General features: G+C 68.2%; 18 protein-coding genes. 6 read left to right on the forward strand and 12 right to left on the reverse strand.

Annotated elements, in window-relative coordinates:
• Nucleotides 1–24: 24 nt before the first annotated feature.
• The 5 genes from L880_RS0117385 to L880_RS0117405 form a co-directional block, all read right to left on the reverse strand.
• Nucleotides 25–834 carry a transporter substrate-binding domain-containing protein gene (locus tag L880_RS0117385; RefSeq protein ID WP_019575117.1) on the reverse strand — a complete coding sequence of 270 codons (810 nt, stop codon included), beginning with the start codon at nt 832–834 and terminating at the stop codon, nt 25–27.
• 188 nt (nt 835–1,022) lie between these two features.
• Entirely contained in the window at nt 1,023–1,262 is a 240-nt protein-coding gene (locus tag L880_RS32690; protein WP_157462942.1) for a hypothetical protein, read from the reverse strand.
• 41 nt (nt 1,263–1,303) lie between these two features.
• Nucleotides 1,304–3,772, reverse strand: coding sequence for a sensor domain-containing protein (locus L880_RS0117395; RefSeq protein WP_043329799.1), 2,469 nt, complete (start codon nt 3,770–3,772; stop codon nt 1,304–1,306).
• Between the two features lie 214 nt (nt 3,773–3,986).
• Nucleotides 3,987–4,940, reverse strand: a complete 954-nt coding sequence (locus L880_RS0117400; protein ID WP_027476759.1) for an ABC transporter substrate-binding protein — start codon at nt 4,938–4,940, stop codon at nt 3,987–3,989.
• Nucleotides 4,941–5,056: 116 nt separating this feature from the next.
• On the reverse strand, nt 5,057–5,536 hold the full coding sequence (locus L880_RS0117405; RefSeq protein ID WP_027476760.1) for an Lrp/AsnC family transcriptional regulator: 480 nt from the start codon (nt 5,534–5,536) through the stop codon (nt 5,057–5,059).
• 143 nt (nt 5,537–5,679) lie between these two features.
• Between L880_RS0117405 and L880_RS0117410 the strand changes: the two genes are divergently transcribed.
• Genes L880_RS0117410 through L880_RS0117430 form a run of 5 tightly spaced genes read left to right on the forward strand, consistent with a single transcriptional unit; the run spans nt 5,680 to nt 10,636 of the window.
• Complete coding sequence (locus L880_RS0117410) at nt 5,680–6,882, forward strand: amino acid aminotransferase (protein ID WP_211245334.1); 1,203 nt, start codon at nt 5,680–5,682, stop codon at nt 6,880–6,882.
• Complete coding sequence (locus L880_RS0117415) at nt 6,879–8,294, forward strand: FAD-binding oxidoreductase (RefSeq protein ID WP_051443388.1); 1,416 nt, start codon at nt 6,879–6,881, stop codon at nt 8,292–8,294. The genes L880_RS0117410 and L880_RS0117415 overlap by 4 nt, the downstream gene beginning before the upstream one ends.
• A 43-nt stretch (nt 8,295–8,337) precedes the next feature.
• Nucleotides 8,338–9,315: a tripartite tricarboxylate transporter substrate-binding protein gene (locus tag L880_RS0117420; RefSeq protein ID WP_027476763.1), complete on the forward strand. Its 978-nt coding sequence runs from the start codon at nt 8,338–8,340 to the stop codon at nt 9,313–9,315.
• A gap of 8 nt (nt 9,316–9,323) precedes the next feature.
• The gene (locus L880_RS0117425; protein ID WP_027476764.1) at nt 9,324–10,211 is read left to right on the forward strand and encodes an alpha/beta hydrolase; all 888 of its coding nucleotides are present in this window, start codon (nt 9,324–9,326) and stop codon (nt 10,209–10,211) included.
• A gap of 38 nt (nt 10,212–10,249) precedes the next feature.
• On the forward strand, nt 10,250–10,636 hold the full coding sequence (locus tag L880_RS0117430; protein WP_027476765.1) for a RidA family protein: 387 nt from the start codon (nt 10,250–10,252) through the stop codon (nt 10,634–10,636).
• A gap of 10 nt (nt 10,637–10,646) precedes the next feature.
• Here the strand turns inward: L880_RS0117430 and L880_RS0117435 are convergent, their stop codons facing one another.
• A complete protein-coding gene (locus L880_RS0117435; protein WP_027476766.1) occupies nt 10,647–11,300 on the reverse strand; it encodes a hypothetical protein in 654 nt (217 codons plus the stop codon).
• A gap of 459 nt (nt 11,301–11,759) precedes the next feature.
• Between L880_RS0117435 and L880_RS0117440 the strand changes: the two genes are divergently transcribed.
• Nucleotides 11,760–12,026 (forward strand): hypothetical protein, encoded by a 267-nt coding sequence (locus L880_RS0117440; RefSeq protein ID WP_157462943.1) that lies wholly within the window; start codon nt 11,760–11,762, stop codon nt 12,024–12,026.
• Nucleotides 12,027–12,117: 91 nt separating this feature from the next.
• On the opposite strand, the gene L880_RS0117445 is transcribed toward L880_RS0117440, so the two are convergent.
• The 6 genes from L880_RS0117445 to L880_RS0117470 all read right to left on the reverse strand — a co-directional run bounded on the left by L880_RS0117445 (nt 12,118) and on the right by L880_RS0117470 (nt 19,334).
• A complete protein-coding gene (locus tag L880_RS0117445) occupies nt 12,118–12,924 on the reverse strand; it encodes an SDR family oxidoreductase (RefSeq protein ID WP_027476768.1) in 807 nt (268 codons plus the stop codon).
• Nucleotides 12,925–13,026: 102 nt separating this feature from the next.
• Nucleotides 13,027–13,920, reverse strand: a complete 894-nt coding sequence (locus tag L880_RS0117450) for a DMT family transporter (RefSeq protein ID WP_157462944.1) — start codon at nt 13,918–13,920, stop codon at nt 13,027–13,029.
• Nucleotides 13,921–13,979: 59 nt separating this feature from the next.
• Nucleotides 13,980–15,602: a gamma-glutamyltransferase family protein gene (locus L880_RS0117455; protein ID WP_027476770.1), complete on the reverse strand. Its 1,623-nt coding sequence runs from the start codon at nt 15,600–15,602 to the stop codon at nt 13,980–13,982.
• Nucleotides 15,603–15,705: 103 nt separating this feature from the next.
• Nucleotides 15,706–16,434, reverse strand: a complete 729-nt coding sequence (locus L880_RS0117460; protein ID WP_027476771.1) for a GntR family transcriptional regulator — start codon at nt 16,432–16,434, stop codon at nt 15,706–15,708.
• A 16-nt stretch (nt 16,435–16,450) separates the two neighbouring features.
• The gene (locus L880_RS0117465) at nt 16,451–18,094 is read right to left on the reverse strand and encodes an ABC transporter substrate-binding protein (RefSeq protein WP_051443389.1); all 1,644 of its coding nucleotides are present in this window, start codon (nt 18,092–18,094) and stop codon (nt 16,451–16,453) included.
• Between the two features lie 262 nt (nt 18,095–18,356).
• Nucleotides 18,357–19,334, reverse strand: coding sequence for a Bug family tripartite tricarboxylate transporter substrate binding protein (locus L880_RS0117470; RefSeq protein WP_027476773.1), 978 nt, complete (start codon nt 19,332–19,334; stop codon nt 18,357–18,359).
• Between the last annotated feature and the right edge of the window lie 22 nt (nt 19,335–19,356).

Consider the following 19,356-nt stretch of genomic DNA (forward strand, 5'->3'; position numbering starts at 1 on the left):
TGCAGCTTGTTCGGGTGAGGCCGCTCATTGCGGCAGGTCGCCCGCGGGGCGGCCCAGCCACTTCACGGCCAGGCGGTCCAGATCGCCACTCTTCTTGGCCTCCAGCAGGATCTCGTTGACGCGCAGGCGCAGCTTGTCTTCGCCCTTGGCCAGGCCGATGTAGTTGGGCGAGTCCTTGAGCACGAACTTGTACTCGGTGCCCAGCTGCGGGTTGCGCGCCATCATGGCGCCCGCCACCTGGGCGCTGGTGGCGATGAACTGGGTCTGGCCCGCCACGAAGGCCGAGATGGTGGCGGTGTTGTCCTCGAATCGGCGCACCTCGGCGCTGGCCGGGGCCACCTTGGTGAGTTCGGTGTCGTCCACCGAGCCGCGGGTCACGCCGATGGATTTGCCGGCCAGCTCGGCGGGCGCCTTCAGGGCCTGGGTCTTGGGGCCGAAGACGGCGATGAAGAAGGGCGAATAGGCCACGGTGAAGTCGATCACCTTCTCGCGCTCGGCGTTCTTGCCCAGGGTGGAGATGACCAGATCGGCCTTGTGGGTCTGCAGGTAGGGCACGCGGTTGGAGCTGGTGACCGGCAGCAGCTCGGCCTTCACGCCCAGCTTGTCGGCGATCAGCAGGCCCACATCGATGTCCAGGCCCTGGGGCTTGAGGTCGGTGCCCACAAAGCCATAGGGCGGAAAGTCGGTCGGGATGGCCAGGCGCAGGGTCTTGTTCTTCAGCACCTCATCGAGGGCGTTCTGGGCATGGGCGCCTTGCAACAGGCCCAGGTTCAGGCCCAGGGCCAGAGTGGCACCGGCCAGTGTGATCAGCGATTGGCGTTTGCAGGGAATCATGACGGGGTCCTGTGGTCGTGGGTGATGGAAGATCACCGCCGGGGCGGTGCCTGACCCACTGCCATGCAAGATGTCTGCCTGCCCTGACAGACCCGCCGAAACGCCCTGGTTTGGTGCAAAACCGGGTGAACCAGGCTGACCACGCCACAAAACAGGGCGCGCGCCGGGGCCTGGGCCGCCCGCCGCGCTCAGAGCTCCAGCAAGGTCTCGCTGCCGTCCAGCGCCACCACCGTGGGCGCGGCCCCGGGTCGGATCTCGATCGGCGCGCCGTGGTATTGGTCGCGCGGAAACTCCAGGGCCGAGGGGCCGAACACCTCACGCACCACGGCGATCTCGTGCATCAGCGAGGCGTGGTCTTCAGGCGACAGGATGAATCGGGGGTATTGGTTCTGGTGCTGCTTCCAGTGCGACTGGAGAGCAGAGTTCATGGCTTCGTAAAGGCTGGGCATCCATGTATTGTGCCCGCCCGTCAAGGCGCCGCGGGCCGCTGGGCGGCGGTCCAGGCGGCACAGGGCTGCCAATGGGCCAGCCATGCCAGGAAGGCCGGCGCCGGCATGGGGCGGGCGATCACATAGCCCTGGGCCAGCTCGCAGCCCATGGCCAGCAGGCGGCTGCCTTGTTCGAGGTGCTCCACCCCTTCGGCCACCACCTGCCGGTTGAAGGCCTTGGCCAGGCTGATCACGCCCTGCACGATGGCCAGGTCTTCCTCGTCCACCAGCATGTCGCGCACAAAGCTCTGGTCGATCTTGAGGGTTTCGGCGGGCAGCCGCTTGAGGTAGGTGAGCGAGGAGTAGCCGGTGCCGAAGTCGTCCACCGCAAAGTGCACGCCCATGTCGCGGCATTCGCGCATCACCCGCGAGGCCTGGTGGATGTCTTCGAGTGCGCTGCTCTCCAGCACCTCCAGTTCGAGCCGGCTCGGGTCCACGTCGGGGAAGTCGGCCAGGCAGGCCCGCAGGTGGGCGGCAAAACCGCCTTGCAGCATCTGGCGCGCCCCCACGTTGACACTCAGGCCCAGCACCAGGCCCTGGCGCGACCAATCCTCCAACTGGCGCAAGGCCTCGCGCAACACCCAGTCGGCCAGGGTGTCTTCCAGGTCCTGCCCGCTGATCAGGGGCAGAAAGGCGGGCGGGTGCAGCAGGCCGCTGCTCGGGTGATGCCAGCGCAGCAGCGCCTCCACCCCCACCACCGCGCCCGTGCGCATGTTGACCTTGGGCTGGTAATACAGCTCGAACTGCTGCTGCTCCAGCCCCAGGCGCAGGGCGGCCAGCACGCCGGCGCGGCTGCGCATGCGGGCGTCGTGCACCGGATCGAACAGGTGGTAGCGGTTCTTGCCCAGTTGCTTGGCCTGGTACATGGCCTGGTCGGCATGGCGCAGCAGCTGGTCGACATCGGAATCGTCCTGCGGGAACAAGGTGATGCCGATGCTGGCCGACACCTGCAACAGCCGATCACCCACCCCCAAGGGGGCGGCACAGGCCAACAGCAGGCGCTCCACCAGGGGCAGGCAGGCCTCGGCCCCAGGCAACTGGCCCAGCACCACCACGAACTCATCGCCGCCCATGCGCGCCAGGGTGTCGGATTCGCGCAGCGCCATCTTCATCTGGCCGGCCACCGCCACCAGCAGGGCGTCGCCCACATCGTGACCATGGCTGTCGTTGATGGCCTTGAAGCCGTCCAGATCCAGGTACAGCACCGCCAAGGCCTGGCTTTGGCGACGGCTGTGCGCCATGCTCTGGCGCAGGCGATCGGACAGCAGCAGGCGATTGGGCAGACCGGTCAGGGCATCGAAATGGGCCAGGTGCTCCAGCCGCTCCTGCTGCACCCGCATCGAGGTCACGTCGGCAAACAGCGCGACATAGTTCTGCGGCTGGCCTGCGGCATCATCGACCCGGCTCACGGTGAGCAGGCCGGCGTAGGCCTCGCCGTTCTTGCGCCGGCTCCACACCTCGCCCTGGCAGCGGCCCTGGGCCTGCAGCTCGGCCAGCAGTTGCTGCACCACGTCCGGGCCGTCGCGCCCCGAGCGCAGAAAGTGGGCGGTGCGGCCCAGCACCTCCTCGCGCGCATAACCGGTGATGCGCTCGAAAGCCTGGTTCACATCCACCATGCGCCCCTGCGGGTCGGTGATGACCACCCCCTCGTTGGCATGGGTGAACACGCTGGCCGTGAGCCGCAGTTGCTCCTCCAGCCGCTTCTGGTGCGACACGTCGCGCATGATGGTGGAGGCGCCTGACACCCGCCCCAGGGGGTCGCGCACCGGCGAGATGGTGACGGACACGGCCAGGCGGTGCCCGTCGCGGTGGCAGCGCTGGGTCTGGAAATGCGCGATGCGCTGGCCCGCCGCGATGCGGCGCAGGATCTCGACCTCTTCGCTCTGGCGCTCAGGCGGCAGCAGGCGCAGCATGGGCTGGCCGATCATCTCGTCGGCGCGGTAGCCGAACAACTGCTCGGCGGCAGCGTTCCAGCTGGTGACGATGCCCTGCGTGGTCTTGCTGATCACCGCGTCGTCGGTGGATTCGACAATCGACTGGAACAGCTGGGAGCGGTGCCACAGCTCGACCCGCTCGCTGATGTCGCGCGCGATCTTCGAGGCGCCCACGATGCGCCCGCTGGCATCGCGGATCGGCGAGATGGTGACCGACACATGCAGGCGCCGGCCGCTCTTGTGCAGGCGCACGGTCTCGAAGTGGTCCACCCACTCGCCCTGCACGATCTTCTCGAGGATGAAGCTTTCTTCGTTCTGCCGTTCCGGCGGAAACAGCCGCAGCAGGGGCTGCCCCAGCATCTCGTGCGCGGTATAGCCGAACAGACGCTGCGCCGCAGGGTTCCAACTGGTCACCACCCCGTCCAGGGTCTTGGTGATGATGGCGTCGTCGCAACAGCGCAGCACGGCCTCATAGAACAGGGCCGGGTCATCAGACCGGGTATCGCAGGAAGGCATGCACGCTCCCTCAAACAGAGTGACTCAAGCGCCAGCCCGGCTCCAGCCCTTCTGCGGATACCTGCCCGCCAGAATCAGCCAGCCCTCCCAAGCCACGCATTGCAAGGCCGGTTGCACATCAACATGTGCCGGCCATTCTTTCAACACCCCATTGTGAGCGCAAATCGGTTTTTGTGGGCAGGGGCCACGCCCTGCCCCAGGCGCCCCCGAGCCCTCAACTGCTCAGTGCGAAACCGGTGTCGAAGGTGCTCTTGGTGTCCAGGCGCTGGCGGATCAGGCCAGCCTCGAAGTAGAAGTCGGCCGTGCGCTGCTGCTCGGCCACCACGGCCGCGTCGATGGTCTGCCAGCGGGTCTGGCGGCGTTCGAACTGCAGGCGGGCCGCATCGGCCGGGATGCCGATGATGCGCGCCAGGGTGTCGCCGAACTCGGCCGGGTGCTGGCTGGCCCAGCGCTGGGCGCGGGCGGCGCGCTGGGCAAAGTCTTGCAGCACGGCGCGCTTGTCACGCAGCGCGGTGTCGGTGGCGGCCAGAAAGCTCAGGCCGCTCCACAGGCCGCGGCCGCTCACCAGCACGCGGGCATGGCCACCCGTCTCCGCCAACGCGGTGTAGGGCTCCCAGGTGGCCCAGGCATCCACCGCCCCGGTGCTGAGGGCCAGCTTGGCCTCGGCCGGAGGCAGAAAGCGCCATTGCACGTCCTCGCTCTTCAGGCCCACCGAGGCCAGGGCTTTCAGGGTGACAAAGTGCCCGATCGAGCCGCGGTTGGTGGCCACGCTGCGGCCCTTGAGGTCACGCGCATCCTTGAGCGGCGAATTGGGCGCCACCAGCACCGCCGTGCCATAGGCATCGGAGCGGTTGACGGCAAAGGCCTTGACGCGGCTGCCCGCGGCCAGCGAGAAGATCAGCGGGGCATCGCCGATCGGCCCCAGGTCGACCGCCTGGGCGTTCAGGGCCTCGGCCAGGGGGGCTGCGGCCGGGAACTCGGTCCACTGGATGTCGTAGCTCAAGCCCTTGAGCTCGCCTGCGGCCTCCAGCAAGGCGTGCAGCCCGCCCTTCTGGTCACCGGCCTTGAGCAGGGGCCGGCTTTGGGCGCGCACCGGCAGGGCCGGGCCCGTCAACAGGCCGGCGGCGCCGGCCAGGCCCAGCCACTGGTGAAAACGACGACGATGCATGGTGAGCTTTCTCAGACACGGAAAGCCTGGATTGCAGCAGCGCCCGGCGCCAGCCACAACGACTCATTTCGCACATCGTTATGCACGAAGTCATGCGCGCGGCGATCGACAGGTCTTCAGGCCGGAGCCCCCGGGATCGGCAGCGACTCGAAGCCCCGGAACTCCTCCAGCGAGAAGCTGGTCTGCACCTGGCGCACCCCGGGCAAGCGGTGCAGGCGGCGCTGCAGCAGGGCCGAGTAGGCGTCGAGGTCGGGAGCCACCACCATCAGCAGAAAGTCGGCCGCCCCAGTGACGCCATGGAACATCACCACCTCGGGGATGGCCAGCACCGCCTGCACAAACTCAGCCGAGCGCTGCTCGTTCTGGAAGTCGATGCTGATGCTGACAAAAGCCACCACCCCATAGCCCAGCTTGCGGCGCTGCAGGCGGGCGTGGTAGCCCTCGATCAGGCCCAGCTCCTCAAGCCGGCGGATGCGGCGCCAGCAGGGCGACTGCGACAGGCCCGTGAGCTGAGCCAGGTCACTGGTGGTCAGGCGGGCATTGCCCTGCAGGGCACGAAGCAGCTGCCGATCGGTTTCATCGAGCTCGATTTGCATTGATATTCCACCAAACAATAATTGGCGGGTATTTTTATCCACAAATCAAAATTTTGTTGGATGAATACCAGAGCGACAACACAATTGACGCACAAAGCAACTTTCAACCAAGACAAACTGCCATGAACCCAAGCCAGTCCGCCCTGATGTCCCACGTGCCCGCCTTCCCGGGCGACCCCATCCTCTCGCTGATGGAGGGCTTCCAGGCCGACCCGCGCCCCAACAAGGTCAGCCTGAGCATCGGCCTGTACTTTGACGAAAACGGCCAGGTGCCGCTGCTGCCCTCGGTGCGCCGTGCCGAAGCCGCGCTGATGCAACACAACGGCCCCCGCTCCTACCTGCCCATCGACGGCCTGCCCACCTACCGCGCGGCGGTGCAGCGCCTGATCTTCGGCGCCACGCACGAAGCTGTGCTCAGCCAGCGCATCGCCACCCTGCAAAGCCCGGGCGGCTCGGGTGCCTTGAAGGTGGGCGGCGACTTTCTGCGCCGCTACTTTCCGGACAGTGGCCTGTGGCTCAGCGATCCGAGCTGGGAAAACCACCGCACCATCTTCGAAGGCTGCGGCTTCACGGTGCAGAACTACCCCTACTTCGACCCGCTGACCGGCTCGGTGCGCTTCGAGGACATGCTGGCCAGCCTGAAATCCCTGCCCGAGCGCAGCATCGTGCTGCTGCATGGCAGCTGCCACAACCCGACCGGCGTCGACCTGAGCCAGAGCCAGTGGCTGGCGGTGATCGAAGTGCTGCAAAGCCGGGGCCTGATTCCGTTCATCGACCTGGCCTACCAGGGCTTTGGGGATGGCCTGGACGAAGACGCCTTCGCCCCGCGCGCCATGGCCGAGGCCGGCCTGACCTGCCTGGTGGCCAACTCGTTCTCGAAGAACTTCTCGCTGTATGGCGAGCGTTGCGGCGCCCTGAGTGTGGTGTGCCCCGATGCGGCCACCGCCGAGCGCGTGCTGGGCCAGCTCAAGGCCACGGTGCGGGCCAACTACTCGACCCCGCCCATGCACGGGGCCCAGGTGATTGCCCAGGTGCTCAACGAGCCCGAGCTGCTGGCCCTGTGGACGGCCGAGACCACGGCCATGCGCAGCCGCATCCGCCGCATGCGCGAGCACCTGCACGCCGCCCTGAACCAGCGCTTCCAGGGCCGGCGTAATTTCGACTACCTGCTGAGCCAGCGCGGCATGTTCAGCTACACCGGGCTGAGCGCCGAGCAGGTGGACCGCTTGCGCGCCGAGCATGCGGTGTACCTGGTGCGCTCGGGTCGCCTGTGCGTGTCGGGCCTGACCGACAACAACCTGAGCCATGTGGCCAACGCCATCGCCGCCGTGCTGGAAGCCGCATGACCGAGGCGGCCTCCGACCACGCCAACAACGCCTGCCTGGCGGAGTTGCAGGCCGCGCTGGGCCCCCAGGGCCTGCGCCTGGGCGAGCAGATCGAAGGGCCGCGCTGCACCGACTGGAGCGGCCACCCACCCGTGCGCCCGCTGGCCTTGCTGCGGCCCGGCAGCACGGCCGAGGTGTCGGCGGCCCTGGCCATCTGCCACCGCCACCACATCGCGGTGGTGCCCCAGGGCGGGCTGACCGGCCTGGCCGGCGCGGCCGTGCCGGTGGCCGGCGGGGTGGCCCTGTCGCTGGAACGCATGAAAGCCATCGAAGCCGTGGACGCACGGGCCGCCACCCTGACCGTGCAGGCCGGCGCCACGCTGCAGGCCGTGCAGGAGGCCGCGGCCGAAGCCGGCCTGGCCTTCGGGGTGGACCTGGGCGCGCGCGGCAGCTGCCAGATCGGGGGCAACCTGGCCACCAATGCCGGCGGCAATGGCGTGATCCAGTACGGCATGATGCGCGAGCAGGCCCTGGGCCTGGAGGTGGTGCTGGCCGACGGCACGGTGCTCGACATGCTGCGCCCCATGCTCAAGAACAACACCGGCTACGACCTCAAGCAGATGTTCATCGGCGCCGAGGGCACGCTGGGGGTGATCACCCGGGCCGTGCTGCGCCTGCGCCCGGCCCCGTTGGCGCGCGCCACCGTGCTGCTGGCCCTGCCCGATTTCGAGGCGGCCATGGCCTTGCTGAGCCGCTTGCAGGCCGCCTTCCCCGGCGCGCTGGCGGCGTTCGAACTGATGTGGCGCGACTTTGTCGAGCTGTCGCTCGAATGGAAGACCGCCCCCCCACCCTTTGCCGAGCCGCATGCCTTTCTGGCCCTAGCCGAGGTGACGGGCGCCAGCGAGGCGGCCTTGCAGCAGGCGCTGGAAGAACTGCTGGCGCCTGCCCTCGAAGAGGGCCTGGTGGCGGACGCGGTGCTGCCGCCTTCGCGCGCCCAGGCCGCAGCGCTGTGGCGCATCCGCGAGGCCACGGCCGAGTTCCCGACCCGCATGCAGCCCATCAATTTCGACATCAGCCTGCCCCTGGCGGTGATCGGCGACTTTGCCCAGGCCTGCGTGGCCGCGCTGGAGCAACGCTGGCCCGGTCAGCGCAGCGTGCGCTTTGGCCACCTGGGCGACGGCAACCTGCACCTGAGCACCGACGCACGCTCGCTGGGCGGCATGTCGTTGGCCGAAGCGGAGTCGGCGGTCGAAGAACTGGTCTACGGCTTGCTTGCCACCTACGGCGGCAGCGTGTCGGCCGAGCATGGCATCGGCCTGCACAAAAAGCCCTACCTGGGCCTGAGCCGCAGCCCGGCCGAACTGGCCGCGATGCGGCAGATCAAGCAGGCCCTGGACCCGCTGGGCCTGATGAACCCCGGCAAGATTTTCTGAGCTTCGATCACTACACAGCACCCACCCCCTCGAAAGGAAATCCATGAAGCGCCACCACTTCCTGCTCGGCTCCCTGGCCCTGGCCCTGACCGGCCTGTGCGGAACCACCCAGGCCCAACCCAACGCCAGCATCCGCATCCTGGTCGGCTTTGCCGCCGGCGGCAGCTCGGACATGATCGCGCGCCAGCTGGCCCAAGGCCTGCAGCAGGAGCTGGGCCAGCCGGTGGTGGTGGACAACAAGCCCGGCGCGGGCGGCCAGATCGCCGCCCAATTGCTCAAGGCCGCCAAGCCCGACGGACAGACCCTGTACCTGTCGAACAGCCACACCATGGCCATGATCCCGCTGACCGTGCTCAACCCGGGCTATGACGCCGCCAAGGACTTCGCTCCCATCGGCCTGGTGGCCGTCAACCCCGATGTGTTCGTGATCAACCCCAGCGTGGTCGGCAACCCCAAGGCGGGCCTGAAAGAATTCGCGCAATGGGCCAAGGGCAACCCCGACCGTGGCAACGTGGGGGTGCCGGCCCCGGCCAGCGCGCCCGACTTTGCGGTGGGCATCGTGGCCAAGGCCCTGGACGCCGACCTGCGCTCGGTGCCCTACCGCGGCGACGCCCCGGTGGCCCAGGACGTGATGGCCGGCCAGATCAGCGCCGGCATCGGCTCGGTGGGCGCCATGCTGCAGCCGGCCAAGGCCGGCAAGGTGCGCATCGTGGCGGTCAATGGCACCAGCCGCCTGGCCCTGCTGCCCGATGTGCCCACCTATGCCGAACTGGGCATCAAGGGCTACGAAGAAATGATCTACACCGGCCTGTTCGCCCCGGCCGGCCTGCCGGCCGACCTGGTGCAGCGCTACAGCACGGCCCTGGCCAAGGTGGTGAAGTCGGAGGCGTTTGCCGAAAAGCTGTCGGCCATGGGCATCAGTGCCGCCAGCAGCAGCCCGGCCGAACTGGCCGCCCGGGTGGCCCACACCCACAAGGACTGGACCGTGATGGTCAAGAACGCCGGTTACAAGCCCCAGTGATTCCAGCCGTGAACAACCAGCCCTCCACGACACGTTTCACGGCGCCCGATCTGGGGCCGGCCGAGCGCGAGCAGGCGTACTCGCCCAGCTCGTGCATCGGCGGCGACTACCGCCCTTTTCTGCAGCAGTACCAGCAGCGCAGCGACGCCGCCCGTGTGCTGCCGCACCAGGAGCATGCCTACGGCGGCCTGCCGCGCCAGCGCCTGGACCTGTTCCTGCCCGAGCAGCCCCAGGGCGCTGCCCGGCCTCCGGCCCTGCTGGTGTTCATCCATGGCGGCTACTGGCAGGAGTTGTCCAAAGAAAGCGCCTGCTTTGCCGCCCCGGCCTGCCTGGCTGCCGGCCACGCCTTTGCCGCCGTGGGCTACACCCTGGCCCCCGAAGCCAGCGTGGAGCAGATCGTGCAGGAATGCCGCACCGCCCTGGTCTGGCTGCAGCACCACGCCGCCCGCCTGGGCTATGACCCGACACGCATTGTGGTGGCCGGCAGCTCGGCCGGTGCCCACCTGGCCGCCATGTGCACCCTGCGCGGCTGGCCGCACGACAGCGGCCTGCCCGCCGGGGCGGTGCTGGTGTCGGGCGTGTACGAACTGGCCCCGCTGGTGGGCACCTCGATCAACACCGCGCTGGGCCTGACACGCGACAGCGCCAGCAACGTGAGCCCGCTGCACTACAGCCTGGCCGGCTTTGCCCGCACCGTGCTGGCCTGGGGCGAGGTCGAGACCGAGGAGTTCAAACGCCAGAGCCGCGCCTTCGCGCAGGCGCTGCAGGCCCAGGGCCTGCCCGAGGTGCCCAGCCTGGAGGTGCCGGCCCGCAACCACTTCGACGTGGTGCTCGACCTGTGCCAGCCCGGCACCCTGCTGGGCGACGCCACGCTGGCCCTGCTGGCCAGCGTCTGATGCATCTTTTCACCCACCCCTTCCCTTCAGACCCCGCCATGAGCAAACAAGTCATCGACATCGGCCTGCCGCCACTGAAACAACCTTTTTCCTGGGCCGTGCAAGGGGCCGGCATCGTGTTCACGGCCCACGGCCCGGTGCAGGCCGACGGCAGCGTGTTCACCGGCGACATCGAAACCCAGACCCGCCTCACCTTCGGCAACCTGAAGAAGGCCGCCGAAGCCGCCGGCGCCACCCTGGCCGATGTGGCCCAGGTGCTGATCTACATGACCGATGTGAAAGACATGCCGGTGATCGACAGCATCTACCGCGAGTTCTTCGAGGCCCCCTACCCCAACCGCTCCAGCATGGGCGTGAACGCCCTGGTGGTGCCGGGCATGAAGATCGAGATCGTGGCCTACGTGCTGGCGCCGCCCAAGGCGTGAGCGCTTCAGCTCAAGGCTGGGCCAGGCGGTTGCGGAACTCGTCTTCGCTGACCTGGCTCAGGCTGGCCACTCCACCCGCCACCTCGCGCGCCAGGGCCTGGTGCCAGCGCTGCTGCAAGCCTGTCGGCTCACGCGCCCGCTCGGCCTCCAGCCACCAAAGCCCAGCCACCGCACCATCCACCCCCGGGCGCACCACGGCCTCCACCCCAACTGCCCTCAAAAGCGGGGCCAATGAGCACCAGTCATCCGACAGCAGCACATCCAGCGGAACCGACTCCAACTTCGGCCTGGGGCTTTGGGCCTCGCTCAGGAGCAAGGCCTGGCCTTGCAGGGTCCAGGGACACCCTGAATCGTGGAACAAGGCCTGTGCCTGAGAGGGGTCGGTGCTGTTGACCCAGCGCGGCAACACACACCTGCGCCACGCCTGAGGAATGAGACGGGCCCAGGTGCTGCGCCCCGGGTGGTCATGAAAAAGGTACTCCAGCCGGGCCATGCCCACCCAGACACGCGCCAACAGCTGCCGGACCGGCAGGGGCACACCGCCCTCCTGGGCATCGTCGGCGCAGACCCAACCCAACAGCTCCAGACGGCCTTGCCTGGGCGGCAGCGGCCCCAATTGCCAGTCGGATGACAAGGGGTGATCACAGATCAGGAGTTGGAGCATGGTCGGTGCACAGGCGGCCAAGGGGGGCGAGATGGAACATGGGACATGGAGGGCGACTGCACGGAGTGACTGACCCCGTGCAACACACACTCTAGGCAGTCCGATGCCCCTCAACACCCCAGCCTGGTGACCGAACGACCTCCGGTCACATGCTCGGCGCAAGGTGCACCGACAGCACACGGAGGCTGGACGCCATCGCACTTGAAGATCGGGATCGTGGCCTGCGTGCTGGCGCCGCTGGCACGCTGAACGATCGGCTGAAGCTTGACCAATGACTGAGAGCAGCCATCATTCCAGGTACGTTAACGACGCCGACCTAAAGGCCCCCAATGAAAACAGCCGGCATCAACCCAGGAGTGGGCGCAAAGAGCCTGCCCCACGCGCAGGCTTGTTCCGCACTGCATCGCGTCTCACTCAACAAACGGGTGTCGGCTCGCTGAGCCAGTCAGTGCCTTGACCATGCTCGACACCTCTCAAAAAGTGCTGCTCGATGTATCCCTGGGGCACCTGTCCCTGGTGGACGCGGCCCACGAACTGGGACTGCCTGACGGTGGCTATGTGCTGCAAATGATGCGCGATGCCCACCTGCCACTGCCAGAGCTGCCCCCTGCACTGGTGAAGTCGCTGATGGACCCTGCCCGGCAGGCCTTGATCGAGTGCCTTGTCCCGCAAGGCTCGTATGAAAAAAAGATGACCTCAGAGGCGCCACGCGACGATGCCGCGTGATGAGGCCTGCAGTTCAGGCATGAGCAGGTGTACCGGCTGCGCACAGCCTTCGAACCGGCCCAAGCCCCCTCGGGACGCTCCCAAGCCGCGCTCAATACGTCCCCGGATACGCCCCGCCATCGGGCAGGATGTTCTGCCCCGTGAGGTAGCCCGCGTGCACGCTGCACAGGAAGGCGCAGATGGCGCCGAACTCGGCCGGGTTGCCGTAGCGGCCGGCGGGGATCTGGGCCTGTTGGGCGGCTCGGATGGCTTCGATGGGTTTGCCGCTCTTCTTGGCGGCGGCGCCCAGGGTGCCGGCCAGGCGGTCGGTGTCGAACTTGCCGGGCAGCAGGTTGTTGATGGTCACGCCGCGGGCCGCGATCGAGCTGCGGGCAACACCGGCGACAAAGCCGGTCAGGCCGCTGCGAGCGCCATTGGACAGGCCCAGGATGTCGATGGGCGACTTGACCGAGCTGGAGGTGATGTTGACGATGCGGCCGAAACCACGCTCGGCCATGCCGTCGATGGTGGTCTTGATGAGCTCGATGGGGGTGAGCATGTTGGCGTCCACCGCCTTGATCCAGGCCTCGCGGTCCCAATCGCGGAAATCACCGGGCGGCGGGCCGCCGGCGTTGGTGACCACGATGTCGAAGTTGATGCCCGGGCCGCCAGGCACGGCAAACAGCGCGGCGCGGCCTTCGGGCGTGGTGACGTCGCTGGCCACGCTCAGCACCTGGGTGGCGGCCGGGCGCAGCGAGTCGCCCAGCAGGCCGGCCGTGGCCACCTGCAGGCCCTCGGCACCGCGCGCGGCGATCACCACGTTGACGCCTTCGCGCACCAGGGCTTGTGCGCAGCCCAGGCCCAGGCCTTTGCTGGCCCCGCAGACCAGGGCCCATTTGCCAGCGATTCCGAGATCCATGTCTTGCTCCAATGAGGTGAGTGTTCAGTTGGAGGCCGATGATACGGCTGGTAACCATCGCGCGCAGGGCTGGGAGATCCGGCCCTGCGGGGGCGGTGGTCGTCAGGCCCGGCGCTGTGCGCCGCGGGTGACGACAAAGATGCCCGCCATCACCAGCACCGTGCCCGCCGCCACCCAGGCGGTGAAGGGCTCGCCCAGGATCAGCACGCCCATGAGGATGGTGGACAGCGGCCCGATCATGCCGGTCTGGGCGGTGAGGCCGGCACCGATGCGCTCGATGGCCATCATCACGATCAGCACCGGCACGGCGGTGCACAGGGTGGCGTTGAGCACCGACAGCCACAGCACCTCGGGAGCGACCAGAGCGGCCGACCAGGGGCGCAGCACGGCAAACTGGATCAGGCAGCACAGGCAGGCCACCGAGGTGGCCAGGCCGACCAGGCGCAGCGAGCCGATGCGCTGCACCATCTCGCCGCTGTAGACCAGGTACAGCGCATAACTGACCGCGCTGAGGAACACCAGCAAGGTGCCCCAGGCGATCTGGCCGCCCTGCAGATTGACCTCGTGGCCGAACACCAGCAGCACACCGCAGTAGCTCACGCCCATGGCCACCACCTGGCGCACGGTGATGGGCTTGCCATACAGCACCCGCCCCAGCAGCAGCACCAGGGTGGGGTTGAGGTAGAGGATGAGCCGCTCCAGGCTGGCGCTGACGTAGGCCAGGCCGGCAAAGTCGAGAAAGCTGGCCAGGTAGTAGCCGCTGATGCCCAGGCCCAGCACGCCCAGCCAGTCGCGCCCGCTGAGGGCTGGCGGGCGCACGGCCTGGCGGTAGGTGGCCCACCAGGCCATGGCCAGGAAGATGGGCAGCGCAAACAGCATGCGGTACATGATCAGGGTGACCGCATCGACGCCATGGCGGTAGGCCAGCTTGACGATGATGGCCTTGCCGCTGAACGCGATGGCGCCCAGGCTGGCCAGGGCCAGCCCGCCGGCCATGCGGCGCGAGGCCTCGGGGGTGTGGGCGTCAGGGCGCAGGTTCAAGGCGGGGGGCGCCCTCAAAAGCCGGCCGCCAGACCGTCGCGGCGCGGGTCGCTGGCGACCACATAGCCTTCCACCTTGGGGTCGCCGGCACGCCAGATGAACTGGCCGGCACCGAAGTCCTGGTAGGAGTCGTTGATGACTTCCATCACGTGGCCACGCTCAGCCAGGCCCTGCACGGTGTCGGCACGCATGGCGGCTTCGACGTTGATCTCCAGCCCGGCGTTGTAGCGCCAGCGCGGGGCATCGCAGGCGGCCTGCGGGTTCTGGCGGTAGTCCAGCATGCGCACCAGGGTCTGCATGTGGCCCTGGGGCTGCATGTTGGCGCCCATCACGCCGTAGCTCATCACCGGCTGGCCGTTCTGGGTGAGGAAGGCCGGGATGATGGTGTGGAAGGGGCGCTTGCCCGGGGCCACCAGGTTGGCCGGGTTGAGGGCCGAGGCATCGAGGCTGAAGCCGTGGCCGCGGTTTTGCAGGCTGATGCCGAACTCGGGCTCGACGCAGCCCGAACCGAAGCCCATGTAGTTGCTCTGGATGAAGCTGACCATCATGCCGTCTTCATCGGCCGCAGTCAGGTAGATGGTGCCGCCCTTGACCGGGTTGCCGGCCCCGAAGTCTTGGGCCTTCTTCATGTCGATCAGCTTGGCGCGCGAGGCCAGGTAGGCCGGGTCGAGCATCTGCTGGGGCGTGACCTCCATGGCCGAGGGTTCGGCCACGTAGCGGTAGACGTCGGCAAAGGCCAGCTTCATGGCTTCGATCTGCAAGTGCTGGGAGTCGATGCCGTCCACCGCCAGAGAGGCGATGTCGAAGTTCTCGAGGATGCCCAGGGCGATCAGGGCGGCAATGCCCTGGCCGTTGGGCGGGATCTCGTGCAGGGTGTAGCCGCGGTAGTTCTGGGCGATGGGCTTCACCCATTCAGGGCGGTACTCGGCGAAGTCGCGTGCCGTGACGCTGCCGCCATGGCGGGCCGAGAAGCGTTCGATGGCTTCGGCGATCTGCCCGCCGTAGAAGGCCTGGCCCTTGGTTTCGGCAATCGCGCGCAGGCCGCGGGCGGCCGACTGGAAGCGGAACAGCTCACCCACTTGCGGCGCCCGGCCCCAGGGCAGGAAGGCGTCGGCAAAGCCGGGCAGGCCCCGCAGTTCGTCGGTGGCGGCGGCCCATTTCTGCTGCACCACGGTGGGCAGCAGGTAGCCGCGCTCGGCGATCTCGATGGCGGGCTCCATGAGGTCGGCAAAGGGCAGCTTGCCGAAGCGCTCGCTCAGGGCCACCCAGCTGCTCACGGCGCCGGGCACGGTGACGGCGTCGAAGCCGCGCTTGGGTGGGTTCTTGGCCTCGGCGCCGTACTTGGCCTTGAAGTAGTCGGGGGTCCAGGTCTGGGGTGCGCGGCCAGAGGCATTGAGGCCATGCAGTTCCTTGCCGTCCCACAGGATGCAGAAGGCATCGCTGCCCAGGCCGTTGCTGACCGGCTCGACGATGGTCATGGCTGCCGCCGCAGCCACGGCTGCATCCACCGCATTGCCGCCCTTCCAGAGCATGCGCAGGCCGGCCTGGGCCGCCAGCGGGTGCGAGGTGGACACCACGTTGCGGGCAAACACCGGCAGGCGGGTGCTGAGGTAGGGGTTGGCGTAATCGAAGTTCATGGGTTCGCGCCTTCAGGCAGGTGGCAGGGGTTGAGGAATCGGGGGCGATGCGGGCCGACCCGGCTTGACCGGGCAGTCAAAAATTATCGCACCGCCGGAGGGTTCATGCCGCCGGCGGGGGATCGCGCCACTGCGGCGCCAGCAACCGGGTGGCCTGGCGCGCCGCCTGCAGGTGGGCCCGCATTTCACGGTGGGCGGCCAGCGCGTCGTGCGCCAGGATGGCTTCGACCACACGGCTGTGCTCTTCGTACGACTGCACCAGGCGATCGAGCCGGGTGAACTGGCCCCGTCGGAAGGGCTTGACGCGGCTGCGCAGGGCGCGCGTGGCCTCGATCAGGTAGGGGTTGTGGGCGCCATCGAGCACCAGCTGGTGCAGCCGCAGATTGGCCTGGTCGTAGGCCTCCATGTCGTGCTGCTGCATGGCCAGGCGCCCCTGGGCATGGGCCTCGGCCAGGGCCTGGCGCTGCGGCTCGGTCATGCGCAGGGCGGCGTGGCGTGCGCAGGCCGACTCCAGCTCGGCGATGGCCTCGAACATCAGATCGAGTTCGGCCGCATCCAGCCGGCGCACCATGGAGCCCCGGTTGGGCCGGTAGTCGGCCAGGCCGGTGGCCACCAGCTGCTTGAGGGCTTCGCGCACCGGGGTGCGCGAGACCTGGTAGCGCGCGGCCATGGCCTGTTCGTCCAGGTGCTGGCCGGGGGGCAGGTGGCCGAGCACGATGTCATCGGCCAGGCGCCGGAACACATGGTCGGCCAGGCGCCCGCGCGGCACACCGGCCGAGCCGGGCACCTCAGGTGCCAGCGCGGCACCGGCGTCGGGCTGGGCTGCAGACATGCTGGGCGGGCCGGGCTCAGTACCCGATGGTGGTGAGGTCCTGGAACCAGTGCTGGGCCTGCACGAAGTGCTTGATCCTGGGCGAGTGCGCATGCGGGTTGGTGTCGTGCACCACCCACAGCATCAGGGCCTGGTCGACCAGGGTCTCATGCAGGGAGGCCAGCAGCTTGTCCTGCACCTTGGTGTCGAAGGTGGTGCGGATCTTGTCGATGGTGGCATCCACCTGCGGGTCGTTCAGGCCGCCCCAGTTGACGCCATTGGGGGCAATGTAGCGGCTGTCCATGAAGCGCGTCAGGGCGTAGAAGGGGTCGGCCGTGACGTAGCCCAGGTTGATGACGGTGATGCCCTTGCCGGCGTTCGTGTCGGCCTTGGCACCGCTGCGCCAGTGCAGGTAGAGGTTCTCCAGCTCGACCACCTCGAATTCGATCTGCACCCCGATCTCGGCCAGGCTTTGCTGGATGAACTCGTTCATGGGCAGCGACAGCATCTGGCCACTGCCGCCCTGCGCGATGATGACCTTGGCCTTGAGGGGCCGGTTCTTGCCATAGCCGGCCTGGGCCATCAGGGCCCGGGCCTGCGGCAGGTCGTACTTGATGTCGAAGTGCGGCTTGCCGAACCAGGGGCTGCTGGGATCGAGCTGGCCCCGGGCCACGGAGGCCTGGCCGTTGAGCAGTTGCACGATGGCCTCGCGGTCGATCGCCAGGTTCACGGCCTTGCGCACGCGGATGTCGCCCCAGGGCGAGCCGGGGTAGGTGCTGAAGTGGTAGGGCCAGACGTGAGGCGTGACATTGCTCACCACCTTGAAGCCGCCCTTCTTGAGCTGGTCCAGCGCATCGGGCGGCGGGGTTTCGATGACGTCGACCTGGCCGTTGATGAGGGCGTTGGCGCGGGTCAGGGCATCGGGAATGGGCATCAGCACGATGCGGTCGGCGTGGGCCAGGCGGGCCTTGTCCCAGTAGCCCGGGTTGCGCACCAGCTCGGCGCGTTCGCGCGGCACCAGCTTGTCGAGCCGGAAGGGGCCGGTACCCGAGGGTTGGCTGGCCACCTTGTTCCAGTCGCGGCCCAGCTTGTCCCATTGGGCCGGGCTGCCGATCAGGAACCAGGGCAGTTGGTAGGGGAACAGGGCATCCACGTCTTTGGTGGTGATTTCCACCGCGTAGTCACCCACCTTGCGCCAACTGGCCACCGAGGGGATGCGCGGGCGCACCTGGGCCGCCTGCTTGGCGTCGTACTGGGGTGATTTGTCGCTGAGCACCTTGTCGAGGTTCCAGACCACGGCGTCGGCCGTGAATTCAGAACCGTCGTGGAACTTGACGCCGCGGCGCAGGGTGAAGGTCCATTTGCGTGGGTCCTTGGCATCGGCCTTCCAGTCGGTGGCCAGGCCGGGCACCAGCTTGCCCGGGCGGCTGCCGATGTTGGCCTCCCAGGCCACCAGCGGGTCGTACAGCGTGTGGCCGGTGAACTGGTAGGCCCCGGCTCCACGGTCAGGCTGGCCGGTGGTGAGGGGGATGTCGGCCATCGAGATCCCGTAGCGCACCACGGTCTCGGCCCATAGGCCCAGGCTGGCACTGCCTGCACTCAAGGCCACGGCGGTGTTCAGGGCCAGACGGCGCCAGCGTGCCCAGACGTTGCGGCGGCCGACAGGGGATGCGGATGGCATGGAAGGCACTCCTCAAAAGGTGGGAATGCAGGGGGGCAGCATGCAACGTGCCAGACCTTTACCGTCTCTTCATGTATTTGATGCACCCAGGCTGCACGCGGCTTGCCGCGCCTTTGCACGGGGGGCAAGGGCCCCAGGCCGCCCCAGTGGCCGCTGGCTGGATCACCCCGGCGGTGCATGCACCGGATTCAGGCGGGCCGGGCCGCGGGCCATGCAGGGCCCAGGCGCTGAATCGGTGCGACCCCAAGGGCCCGCAGCCGCCTCACTCGGTGCTGATGCGGCGCTCGACGATGATCTTCTTCCACTTGGCCGTGTCGGCCGCCACCATGGTGGCCAGCTGCTGCGGCGTGCCGGTGACGGCCTCGATGCCCATGCGCTGCAGCTTGTCCTTGACCTCGGGGTCGGCCAGGGTCTGGCCCGCGGCGGTGTTGATGCGTTGCAGCAGCTCGGGCGGCAGGCCCTTGGGGCCATACAGGCCGAACCAGGTGGTGGACTCGTAGCCGGGCAGCACATCGGCAATCGGCGGCAGCTCGGGTGCCAGCGGGCTGCGCTTGAGCGTGGTGATGCCCAAGGCACGCAGGCGACCATCGCGCACATGGGGCATGCCGGTGGGCAAGGAATCGAACAGCACATCGAGCTTGCCGCTGACCAGGTCCGGGATCGCCAGGGCCGTGCCCTTGTAGGGGATGTGCACGATGAACAGCCCGGCCTGGGCCTTGAACAGCTCGGTGGTGAGCTGCACGATGGTGCCATTGCCGCTGGAGGCGTAGTTGAGCTTGCCCGGGTTCTTGCGCGCCAGCTCGATCCACTCTTTGACATTGCGCGCAGGCGAGCTGTTGGGCACCAGCATCACACTGGGCGCATTGCCGACCTGGGCGATGGGGCTGAAATCGCGCACCGTGTCATAGGGCAGGCGGGCCCCCAGAGCGGGCCCGATCGAGTGCGTGCTGGAGGTGGCCAGCAGCAGGGTGTAGCCGTCAGGGGCGGCCTTGGCCACCAGATCGGAGCCGATCGCGCCGCCCGCACCGGGGCGGTTCTCGATCACCAGCGAGCCGCCCAGGCGCTCGCCCAGTTTCTGCGACAGGGCCCGGGCGAACAGGTCGGTGGCCCCGCCGGCCGGAAAAGGCACCACCAGGCGCACAGGTTTGTGGGGATAGGCCGCCTGGGCCCAGGCGCCGGAGGCACTCAGCCCCGTGGTGAGCAGGGCCGCGCTCTGGCTGAGCAGGTGTCGTCGTTGCAAGAAAAGCTCCTGAGGAATAACT

The sequence above is a fragment of the Curvibacter gracilis ATCC BAA-807 genome, assembly GCF_000518645.1.
Classification (GTDB): Bacteria; Pseudomonadota; Gammaproteobacteria; order Burkholderiales; family Burkholderiaceae_C; genus Curvibacter; species Curvibacter gracilis.